6 protein-coding genes are annotated in these 10,794 nt (G+C 52.5%); all 6 read right to left on the bottom strand.

Annotation, left to right across the window (positions count from 1 at the left end; genetic code table 11):
- Positions 1–18: 18 nt before the first annotated feature.
- Entirely contained in the window at positions 19–912 is an 894-nt protein-coding gene (locus BQ7483_RS06495) for a carbohydrate kinase family protein (protein ID WP_072545290.1), read from the bottom strand.
- Positions 913–1,011: 99 nt separating this feature from the next.
- On the bottom strand, positions 1,012–2,160 hold the full coding sequence (locus BQ7483_RS06490) for an MFS transporter (protein ID WP_235847315.1): 1,149 nt from the start codon (positions 2,158–2,160) through the stop codon (positions 1,012–1,014).
- 63 nt (positions 2,161–2,223) lie between these two features.
- Entirely contained in the window at positions 2,224–4,416 is a 2,193-nt protein-coding gene (locus BQ7483_RS06485) for an alpha-galactosidase (protein ID WP_072545288.1), read from the bottom strand.
- Between the two features lie 22 nt (positions 4,417–4,438).
- Positions 4,439–6,310, bottom strand: a complete 1,872-nt coding sequence (locus tag BQ7483_RS06480) for a glycoside hydrolase family 32 protein (protein WP_072545287.1) — start codon at positions 6,308–6,310, stop codon at positions 4,439–4,441.
- A 93-nt stretch (positions 6,311–6,403) separates the two neighbouring features.
- Positions 6,404–8,752, bottom strand: coding sequence for a TonB-dependent receptor (locus tag BQ7483_RS06475; protein WP_139247554.1), 2,349 nt, complete (start codon positions 8,750–8,752; stop codon positions 6,404–6,406).
- Between the two features lie 265 nt (positions 8,753–9,017).
- Positions 9,018–10,793, bottom strand: a complete 1,776-nt coding sequence (locus tag BQ7483_RS06470; protein ID WP_072545285.1) for a RagB/SusD family nutrient uptake outer membrane protein — start codon at positions 10,791–10,793, stop codon at positions 9,018–9,020.
- Position 10,794: the final 1 nt, after the last annotated feature.

Genomic DNA, 10,794 nt, shown 5'->3' with positions numbered 1-10,794 from the left:
TCCATGAAACTTGTATGGTTAGGCCAGTCTTTCCGTCAAAGACTTGGGCAATACGGGCATGGCACCCTGCTGCGTGCAGACGAAGGCCGAGGTGTCGACGGCCAGTCTGTGTGCCTCACCTACGGAGCGGCCGCTGAGGATGGCGGCAGTGAAGGCGGCGGTAAACGAGTCGCCTGCACCTACGGTGTCGGCTACCTGTACCTTGGGAGTCTCGACGAACGAGATGTTGCCCGGCGTAAAGACATAGCTGCCGTTGACGCCACAGGTCAGGATGAGCATCTTCAGGTTGTACTTGGCCAGCAGAATCCAGCACTTGTCCTGGAGGTCGATGCCGGGATAACCAAACATGCGACTGACTGTAACCAGCTCCTCATCGTTTATTTTCAATACATTACAGCGTCGGAACGAGTCGCATAGGATTTCTTTGGTGTAGAAGCTCTGACGCAGGTTGATGTCGAAGATGCGGAGTGTATCGGCATCGTCGGACATGGCATCGAGGAAGCGGTGAATGGTCTGACGCGACACGATGCTGCGCTGTGCCAGCGAGCCGAAGCAGACGGCACCTGTTTGGTGGGCCAGTCCTTCAAGGGCTTGTGTGTAGGGAATGTTATCCCACGCCACGCCTTCCTTGATGTCATAGCAGGGTACACCTTCAGCGTCCAGTTCCACTTGTACCGTACCGGTGGGGTAGGGTACTGTTTCTATCAGTCCGTACAGTTCTTTCTGACGGAAGTTTTCCAGTATCTCAGCTCCCAGTTTATCCTGGCCGACTGCGCTTACGACACGGCTTTCCAGTCCGAATTGTGATACATGGTATGCAAAGTTGGCGGGTGCTCCACCCAGTTTCTTTCCTTCGGGCAGCACGTCCCACAGTGCTTCGCCCATTCCGACTACGATTGGATGATTATTCATGGTTGTTGTTGTTTTGATAGTATACGAGTTGACAAAGCGGCAGCCTGTAAGGGCTGTCCCCCTTGTGTTCTCGTTCACTTGGTTTCTTGTTTACTAAAATCAGGCTTTTCTCAGTTTCAACGTATAGACTATCAGGTAAAGCACTCCGACGGTCATGACAGCTACGGCACCACTTTGGCCAATGGCGTCACTGGCCACACCCATAAGTAACGGGAATACTGTACCGCCGAAAAGACCCATGATCATCAGGCCCGAGACTTCGTTCTTTTTATTGGGAACGGCAGTCAGCGCCTGTGCGAAGATGATGGGGAAGACGTTGGAGTTACCGAAGCCGATAAGGGCAATGCAGACATAGATGATGTAGTGGGCATCGGATACCAGCAGTCCGACCATGGCTATCAGCATGCAGACCACGCTGATGCCCAGAAAGCGTCGTGCCGAAAGATGCTGCAGGATGAACGTACCCAACAGACAGCCAGCCGTACGGAAGATAAAATAGAGGCTGGTAGCAAAGCCGGCTTCTTCGAGGGTCAGGCCTACGCGTTCCATCAGCAGCTTGGGGGCAGTGGTGTTGGTACCTACATCAATGCCCACGTGGCAGACAATGCCGATGAAGCATAGCAGGATAAAAGGCTGTCCCAGCAGGCGCAGGCAGTCGGCAAAACTGGAAGCCTTGTCGGGCTTTTCTTCTTCAATCGGTGTAGACGAGAGCCACAGGACCGCGATGACGGCCACTACCATATAGATGGGGAAAAGTACACGCCAGCCCAGTCCGAAGGTCGGTATGGCCTGAGTGGCCCCCCACATGGCGATATAAGGAGCCAAGAACGAGGCAATGGCCTTTACAAACTGTCCGAAGGTGAGTGAGCTGGCCAGGCGGTCACCCGAAATGATGTTGCTCAGCAGTGGATTGAGCGAGGTCTGCATCAAGGCGTTGCCAATGCCCAGCAGCGAGAAGGAGCAGAGCATCAGGCCGTAGCCATCACCGAAGAGAGGGAGCAGCAGCGACACGGCAGTCACAATCAGACTGAGCAGCACGGTGCGCTTGCGCCCGATGCGGTTCATCAGCATGCCCGTGGGCACGGAGAAGATGAGGAACCAGAAGAACACGAGCGACGGGAAAATATTGGCTTGGGAGTCGTTCAATCCCAAATCTGCCTTCACATAATTGGAGGCAATACCCACCAGGTCTACAAAGCCCATGGCGAAGAAGCAGAGCATGACAGGTATCAGCCTTCCATATTTCATTTGTTGTTTAGCAATCATTTTTGATAAAAGTTTAAGTGGTTTGGAAAGATTATAGACGAATACTTATTTCACCTCTGTCAGTTCCACTACCCGACTTTGCATGGGGTGGAAGCTGAAGACGTCCAGTCCTATCTTCATCAGATAGTCGCCGGAAAGGACTTTCCCATCGGCGGTCAGGGTCGACTGTGTACCGGGCATCAGGTTGATTTCCTTCACCTGGTAGCGTTTCATCGGATCCAATCCCTGTAAACGTACGGGAAGCAGTTTCTCCTGATAGCGCGGATAGAGGTCGTATGCAAATAGTACGGCCTTGTCGTGGTCCGTGCTTACATAGTTCACAGCCATGTGGTTGCTCTCATAGGGTGATGCCAGCCGGTATTGGCTTCCGTCCAGGATGACGGACTGGAGGCGTTTCCAGTTGGCCACCGCCGTCTGGCAATAGAGCAGTTCATCGGCGCTCAGCTCCTGCAGCCCCAAGTCGAAGCCCAGCTTACACATGGATGCTACATCGGTACGAAACTTGATGGAAGCTGCTTTGTTCCAGCTCGTAACATGGGCACACATGGCTTTGGCCGGGAAGAACTGAGAGAATCCCCATTGGATGTAGGCACGTTCCACAGGGTCGGTGTTGTCGCTACACCAGAATTCGGTGAAGTACTTCAGCGCCTCGTAGTCGCACCGTGCGCCGCCACCCGAACAGAGCATCATGGGCACGTGGGGATAATTGTCCTTGACCCGCCGCATCACGTTGTAGACGCCACGCACGTGGTCGATGTAGAGCTGTCCTTGTTCGGCCTTGAGGTAGGGCGAGTAGATGTTGGTGATGGGGCTGTTACAGTCCCATTTGAAGTAGGCGATGTCCGGATTCTCCTTCAGCAACTTGTCCACAACGCCATAGACGTAGTCCTGTACAGCCGGGTTGCTCAGGTCGAGCACCAGTTGGTTGCGGTAGTAGTAGGTATCACGGTTGGGGTAGTGAATGGCCCAGTCGGGATGTTGTTCGAAGAGTTCGCTCTTGGGATTCACCATTTCGGGCTCTATCCAGAGACCGAACTTTACGCCTGCTTCTTTTGCGGCATCGGTCAGGGCGCGGATGCCACCCGGCAACTTGTCGTGCGTCACTTCCCAGTCGCCCAGGCCGGCACGGTCGTTCTTGCGGGGGTATTTGTTGCCAAACCATCCGTCGTCCAGCAGGAACATGTCTACACCCAAGTCTTTGGCTTCCTTCATCAGTTCAGCCAAAATGTCCTGATTGAAATCAAAGGCCGTATTCTCCCAGTTATTGAGCAGGGTCAGGCGGGTTCCTTTGCCATCTTTCAGTTGGTAGTTGCGTGCCCAAGCCTGCAGATTGCGGCTACCCTGGCCCGTCCCTTCGTTGCTCAGAGTAAAGATGAATTCGGGGGTGGTGAACACTTCATCGCGTTCCAGTCGGTAGGCCGATGCATAGGGATTAATGCCGGGAATGATGCGTAGGTTGCCTACATTGTCCACTTCGAAAGTGAATCGGAAATTACCTGTCCAGTCCAGCGTGCCCATCAATACCTCGCCTTGCCGTTCGTTGGCCGGTTGGTCCAGGCCCACGATAAAGAAGGGGTGCGTATGCATGGCGGCGCGGCTGCCCAGTTTAGTATCAATCACTTTCTTGCCGAACTGCAGCGGCTGAGTACTCATTTGTGCCTCCTTGGCCCAGTCGCTACTAAACTCGGTCAGGTAATAGGCCGGACGGCTGAAGTAGAGCATGGTCGTGGCGTAAGTCGACAGGGTAACCGGTTTTTTCTCCTCGTGGCGGATATCGCTCCACGTCTTGATGACATTCTCCTTGGGATAGGCTACGTAGTGCAGGGTGACTTCTACAGGATATTGGTCGTCGCGCAACACAATGTCGGTTTGTACGCCCCCCTCTACGGCGTGCGAGGAGGAGGAAACGTAGTAGAGCCATGTTGACGGATTGCCGTCGTTGTGGGTCACAGCGAGGGCGGGCTCGAAGAAGTCTTCGTTGCCCGAACCGCTGCAAACCTCCCAACCGCGCCGGCTGACACTGCCGTCCGAGGCCGGATGTACGCTCCAACCCAGTTCTTTCAGGTCGGCGTCGTTCAGCAGCTTCTCACCCAGATAACTCTGGTAGAGGCGACCGTTTTCGGCTACTTGCAGCACGAGGTCGGTGCGGTCGGTGGAGATGCGTATCTGTTTCATGTCACTGGCATTCAACGTAGTGGCGAGCAGGGTGAGTGCTGCCGTTGCGATGAAGTGTTTCATGGTTGAAAGAGGTTTAAAAATATTACAATCCTAATTGGTGTACTTTCAGGTTCTTCACTTCGGCCTCACCGCCTTGGGTGTAGAAACGCAGGGCGTTGTAGGGCTGGGTGGGGAACACAAGATTGGTCATGGCGATGCGTCCACCGTCCACGAAGATTTCAACGGAGCACTTGTCTACGAATACATCGAGGTGGTAGGTCTTGCCTTCGCAAAGCGAGAGCGGTGCCCACGTGCCCAGGGCGAAATCGTTGACGTAGTTCACCGAAAGAACCTTACGGTGGTCATCGGTTTCCTTGAAGTGGGGTTCGGACTTCTCACCGAAGGCTGTCAGTCCACTTTGGCTGCGGTCCATCACGATGCGTCCGCTCTTCAGATCGAGGTAGATGTCCACCTTCTCGCCTTTGTCGTTCAACAGTTGGAAACCGACGGTCTGGGCCTTGTTGGGAGTAACGTCCATTTCCAGTTCACAGGCACCTTCGGTTCCTGTAACCAGCGGGCTTACCAGGTGTTCGTCTGTCAGGGTGAAGTCGTTGACGTCGGTAGTGCCTTTGCGCAGGCCTTCGGTCTCCTTCACAGCATTGGCGGCCATGTAGATTTCACCGTCCTTGGTGTAGAGTGAAAGCTCGCGAGGCAGGGCGTTGGCACCGCGGTACTGACGGATGGGGGTTACGTTGGCATACTGCCAGTTGCTCATCCAGGGTACGGCAATGGTGCGGTCGCCCGTGTTGGAGAAGCAGACGGTGGCGTAGTGGTCCTTGCCGAAGTCGAGCCACTTGGTAACGCTCTTGTCGTTGTCGCACTTGAATTCCTTGCCGTCGAAGTCGCCTACGAAATATTCCGTAGCGCTACCGCCGAAGGGGCAGCCGGGGTTGATGTTGACAATCATCACCCACTTCATGTTGTTCTTGTTCCCATCGACGGGTAGCTGCACAAAGTCGGGGCATTCAAACTGGTTGGGCTGTACGCCGTAACCTTCGCCAAACTGGCTCAGGTATTCCCAGTTCTTCATGTCAGAGGACGAGTAGAAGCGCATGTTCTTGTCGGCCGAAACAATCATGTACCACTTCTGTGCCGGTTCATACCAGAAGACTTTCGGGTCGCGGAAGTCCTTCAGCCCGTCGAAGGGTGTCAGGATAGGATTCTTTTCGTACTTCGTGTAAGTGCGGCCATTGTCGGTGCTGTAGGCCATGCACTGAATCTGTCCGTGCTCGTCGCTGGCCGAGGTGTAGAAGGCAATCATAGCGTCCTTGCCATAGCCGGCGCTGTTGTTCTTGTCGACCACGGAGCTGCCCGAGAAAATTTGTCCCAGCGTATCGCGGGCGATGGCGGGAGCGAGGTGTTCCCAATGGATGAGATCACGGCTGACGGAATGTCCCCAGTGCATGTTGCCCCACTTCGATCCGTAGGGGTTGTACTGGAAGTAGAGGTGATATTCGCCGTCCTTGTACACCAGTCCGTTGGCGTCGTTCATCCAGCCGTAGAGCGGCGTGTGGTGATAGACGGGACGGTAATAGTCGGTATTGGTGGTGTCGAAGGTGTCAGACAGACGGATACTGTCCCAGCAAATGGCATTGGATGCCATACGGCTAATTCTTACTGTTGCCTCTTTGACTCCTTGTGGTAAGACGAAGGGAACGTAGTATTCTACGCTGTCCTTGGCCAAACGTACGTCCATTGCTACATCGGCAGGACTGCCTGTATCCAGTTTTACTTTAGCTTCGCCACACGATTCCTGGATGGGAAGAATAAGATATTTGGATGGGTTTGTGATGTGAACGATGGTAAGCGTGTCACCTTGGTGTTCCAGGCGGAGGTTGCTACCTTGAGGCTGGCAGGCTACCAGTGCGGTGGCTGTTGCCAAAGCCATTGTCAGTTGATGAAATTTTATTTTCATGGTTGCTATTTTTTTGAGTGATTAAATTTACAAATTAAATGTTATCCGAAACAATTTTTTACCTGAATATTAATACCTATGCTAATTGATTTATTAGAATTTCAGACTGGCGCTGAACTCAACCGTGAAAGGGCGGATGTAGCTGCCGGCCATGACATGTCCCGCATATTGTCCGGCATCTTCTTTCTCGATGAGCTCGGCACCGGCGATACTACCTTTGGCACCTGTCTGGTTCAGGAAGTTGACGACGGTGCAGCCCAGAGCCAGTTTCTTGTTCACCTGCCAGTTCAGTCCGCCAAAGGTTTCCCAACGGCCGTTGAAGTAGTAAGCGTCGTTGATGTTGGCATAGGTCTTGCTGAAGTAGCGGAAGCTGGTCCAGATTTTCAGGTCCTTGGTAATCATGTAACTGGGGTCGATTTCGACAATGATTTGCGGAATCTCGGCTACGATGTTGCCCGTTGCGTTGATCTGGCCTACATAGCCATCGGAGAAGGTGACTGATGTTTCATACTTCTTGTAAGTCGGCTTTTGGTAGGTAAAAAGGAAGTGGAAATCGAATCCTTTGAGCGGATGGGTTACCACGTCGGTAGTCCAACCCAGTGTCTTGATATCGTAGGTCAGCGGGGCTGCCATGATTTCAGTCTGTCCGGTCGGCGTTTTATGTTGCAGGTTCAGGGTCGAGTTATTGTTCGTCTTCGAGATGTAAGAGAAGAGTGAAGTCAAGCTCAACCAACTGTTGTTGTAGTAGATTCCGGCGCGTCCCAGCGGAACGGAAATCTTATCCGTGTTCGGCATGGTGGCAGGCGCGAAACTTTCAATCTTCGGATGTTGGGTGATGTAGGTGAAGTCGCCTGTCAGTCCGAAAGCCTTGGTCAGCTTGTAGGTAGCGGCGGCAGTCAGGGCGTAGTTCAGCCAGTCGTAACTCATGGGTGTTGGGGCTATTTGGGTTCCGTCAGGAGCTGTCGTCCCCAGATAATAGTTGGCAAAGCGGCCTACATATTCACCCTCGGCATTCTTTACTGCAGCATTTTCGCCGCGCAGGGCCTGGTATTCCAGACGGGCGCCGTAGTAGAGGTTCAACTGGTCGGTGATGTCCCAGTCGTGAGTGAAGTAGAGGGCTACCTTGTTCTCATGTCCTTTGTAGTACTCTGAAGCGTTCTTGTTGAAATCGTAGTAATAACCGTTTCCTGCGTAAGTACGGTCAGCGTATGTGGCATAGTCTGCGTTGTAGAGTCGTACAGGATAGCTGCCGTCCATGGGTACCGACTGGTCGTACATGGTCGTGGCCGATGTGTAGTCGATATCATAATACCATTCGTTCAAGCCCAGGCGCCAGGTACTGTTACCCACGTTGCGCGACAGTTCGGTAGTGAACATGAAGGAGTCGATGAAACCACGGTTCAGGCAAGACATGCGGCTCTGTACGTAGTCACCCGTATAAGGTTGCATGCTTCCGTCGGCTGCTTCGTACAGGTAGTTGATGCCGGCTTCGTTCTGGTCGAGTGACATCGGTGTCTGGTAAACGAATGAACCGGTGGAGTGGTCATACTTCATGACAGTCTTCCAGTTCAGGCCGTTGTCCCACGTGTAGTCGTTCATCAGCGTGAATTCACTGCCTTTGTTCTGAGTGGCGTCGTAGAGGTTTGTTTTCCTGATTTCGCCTGTACGCATGTCTCGGTACATCATTTCATTATCGACTGGCAGATAGGAAGTCGTTCCGAGGGCAAACTTGCCGAACTCTTTTACACTACCGTCACCTACATAAATGAAGGGGGCTGACTGAGTGGCATAGTTATAGACGGGATGGCTGTTACTGTAATGGTAGATAGCAGTCAGTTCGCCACGGTTGTCGTTGTACTTCTTGGTGAGAGCGAATTTATAGATTTGTGTACGGTCCTGGAAGGGGGTAGACTTGATCTTGAATGTTCCCGGGTCGAAATCTTGGTAAATGCTTCCGCTGTAGAACCAGTCTTTGGCGATATCGCCGTTCACATTAAGTGAGAATTCCTGCATGCCAAAGTGGTTGCTCTTATAGTTCAGTGTGCCGTGAAACCCCTTCTGCCCTAATTGGGTAAATGAGTTGACGGCATATCCGATGTTACCGGTGGTGATGGCTGTTTCCGAAATCTTCAGCAGTCCCACGTGGCTCAGGCTGGCATCGGCACGCCAAAGTGAGTTGACTGAATGTGGATTGGTGGCATAGGTGACTGGAATGCCATTTTCCAATACATTGACGTCGGCCGATGGCAGGCCGATCTGGATTTCACGCGGACCGTTTGCGCTGGCTGCGTTAAGCATTACGTTACGGTTGCCTTCCTCCTTGCTGGAGTTTTCCGTCTGCGGTTCCGTTGACTTCTTTTCTTCTTGCGCGAAGGAATTCCCGCAAGTCAGACCGAGCAGCAACAGAGCTGCCGCGGTGCGATAGCATACTGAATGTTTCATAATACCTTTCATGGTATTGTCATTAAATTGTTTTAAGTTTAAATTCAGTATCGAGCTTTTGCCCGCTCGAATACCAATGCAAAGATAAGGTGTTCTTTGTAATCGGACTGAAAGATATGTTTCATACTCTGTCAATGAGGTTACATGAAACATTTATCTTAGTTGACGGAACAATTATATTATGAGGTCCCTTGAAGAGGTGTATCGGCTTCCTTCCACGCTTCTTGGAGGAAATGTGGAAGGAAGCTGGTGTGAAACTTTTCTTTTAATATCCTGCATTCTGTACGTACAGTCCCGGGATGTAGAACAGCTGGTTGTAGGGAATGGGGAAGAACTCATTCTTGCCGGCAGTATAGTGGGCATCCTTGTAATACTGACCATAAGGTTGTGTAATGGTCTCTCCGGTTTCGGAGTTTACATATGTGTAGGAGTCGTTCTGTTCGCTGGCAAAGAAGGCGTTCAGCGTTTCCGAAGCAATACCCCAGCGGCGGAGGTCAAAGTAGCGGTTTCCTTCCATGGCCATCTCCAATCGGCGTTCCCAACGCAGGCACTTGCGGGCCGTTTCCTTGTCCTGGAAGTAGGAGGCAGGATAGAGGGCTATCTCGCATTGGTCGGCGGCATAGGCAATGTGCTTGCTGACCGAGTTGGCGGCACGCTGACGGATGGCATTGATGATGGTACGGGCTTCTTCCAAGCGGTCAAGTTCAATCAGTGCCTCAGCCCGCATCAGCATGACATCGGTGTAACGGAATACATAGTCGTTCATCGCAAAGGCCTGCCAGCTGCCATTATAGGTTTCACCTTTCGAACGTTGGGGAACTTCCTTCATCGAAGAGTAGTAGCCGTATACGCTGGCAGCACGGGCATTCTTGCTGGCATCCAGCGTATATTCAGCTTCGTATTTGTAGGGGAAAGAAGGCATGCCGACAGTATGGAACAAGCGTGGATCCCACTTCTGGTCGGTAGGCTCGCCGTTGACGGGATAGGCTATCTCGTCGTTGAAGTCGTCGAACATCGGCAGACCATTCCGGGTCTTGAAGGCGTTCACCAGATTTTGGGAAGGCTTGTGGCAGTCCCATCCGCATGTCCAGATTCCCCAGCATCCGTTCAGCATATTCGACCAGTTGGCACGTCCGTAGGTAGTGTGGTCGTCGGCATAGTCAGAGGCCTGTACGGCAAAAATGGATTCCTTGCTATTCTTGTAGTCGGGCAGAAAGATGTCGCCGAAATCTTCCAGGTAGCCATACTCGGAGTTTACTACTGCATCGGTGTAGTCGATGACTTTCTGCATATAGTCGCGGTTGATATGGCTAACGCCGGTCGTGGCTTCGTAGCCGTCGCCCCACGCCAAGTTCAAGTAACATTTGGCCAGGTAAGAGGCTGCGGCAATCTTATTGACGCGGCCACCGTCTTCTTGCTTGGCCGGCAGCACATCGTAGGCGGTCTGGAAGTCGTCAATGATTTTGCCAAACAGTTCTTCGTAGCTATACTGATCATTGCGTACCTGCTCTACAGTATTGTTCTCAAATACTACTTCATCGACCCAAGGTACTTGACGGAAAACGGTAATGAGTTTGTAGTAGAAGTGTGCACGGAGGAACTTCACCTCTGCCAGGCGTTGGTTGGTGACGTCTTCACCCAATGTGGAAGCACCGTTTCTTTGAAGCGCTACGATGGCACGGTTGCAGCGAGATATGGCGCAATAGAGGCGATACCACAGCTCGTCCATGTGGTCGGGATTGGTGGCAGTCAGCGAGGTCCAGATTTCCAGGTGATGGTAGTTGGTGTCTCCTGTACCCCAGCCTCCTTTCAGGCAGTCGTCCGACGTGAGGTCACCGTATGGCCACAGGTTGAAGGGATAGGTGTACCAGCAGTCACCCAGCATGGCGTAGGCGGCTGTTACCATGGCGTCGGGATCGGAAAATGCTTTGTCTTCGTCAATCACTGCGGTCGGATTGTAATCCAGGAAACTGTCGCAGTTGGTTAGTGTCAGCCCCATGAAGCAGGCAGCGAGTATGGTATATATTTTTTTCTTTTTCATG

Origin of the sequence: Mediterranea massiliensis (assembly GCF_900128475.1) — a bacterium.
Taxonomy (GTDB): Bacteria; Bacteroidota; Bacteroidia; order Bacteroidales; family Bacteroidaceae; genus Bacteroides; species Bacteroides massiliensis_E.
Note: the sequence above shows the minus strand (reverse complement) of the source record. Positions and strands in the feature narration are given on the sequence as shown.

Bases quoted from the DNA above. Each gene is read 5' to 3' on its own strand.
- BQ7483_RS06490 (WP_235847315.1), bottom strand. From the start codon at position 2,160: ATGAAATATGGAAGGCTGATACCTGTCATGCTCTGCTTCTTCGCCATG.
- BQ7483_RS06495 (WP_072545290.1), bottom strand. From the start codon at position 912: ATGAATAATCATCCAATCGTAGTCGGAATGGGCGAAGCACTGTGGGAC.
- BQ7483_RS06480 (WP_072545287.1), bottom strand. From the start codon at position 6,310: ATGAAAATAAAATTTCATCAACTGACAATGGCTTTGGCAACAGCCACC.
- BQ7483_RS06485 (WP_072545288.1), bottom strand. From the start codon at position 4,416: ATGAAACACTTCATCGCAACGGCAGCACTCACCCTGCTCGCCACTACG.
- BQ7483_RS06470 (WP_072545285.1), bottom strand. From the start codon at position 10,793: ATGAAAAAGAAAAAAATATATACCATACTCGCTGCCTGCTTCATGGGG.
- BQ7483_RS06475 (WP_139247554.1), bottom strand. From the start codon at position 8,752: ATGAAACATTCAGTATGCTATCGCACCGCGGCAGCTCTGTTGCTGCTC.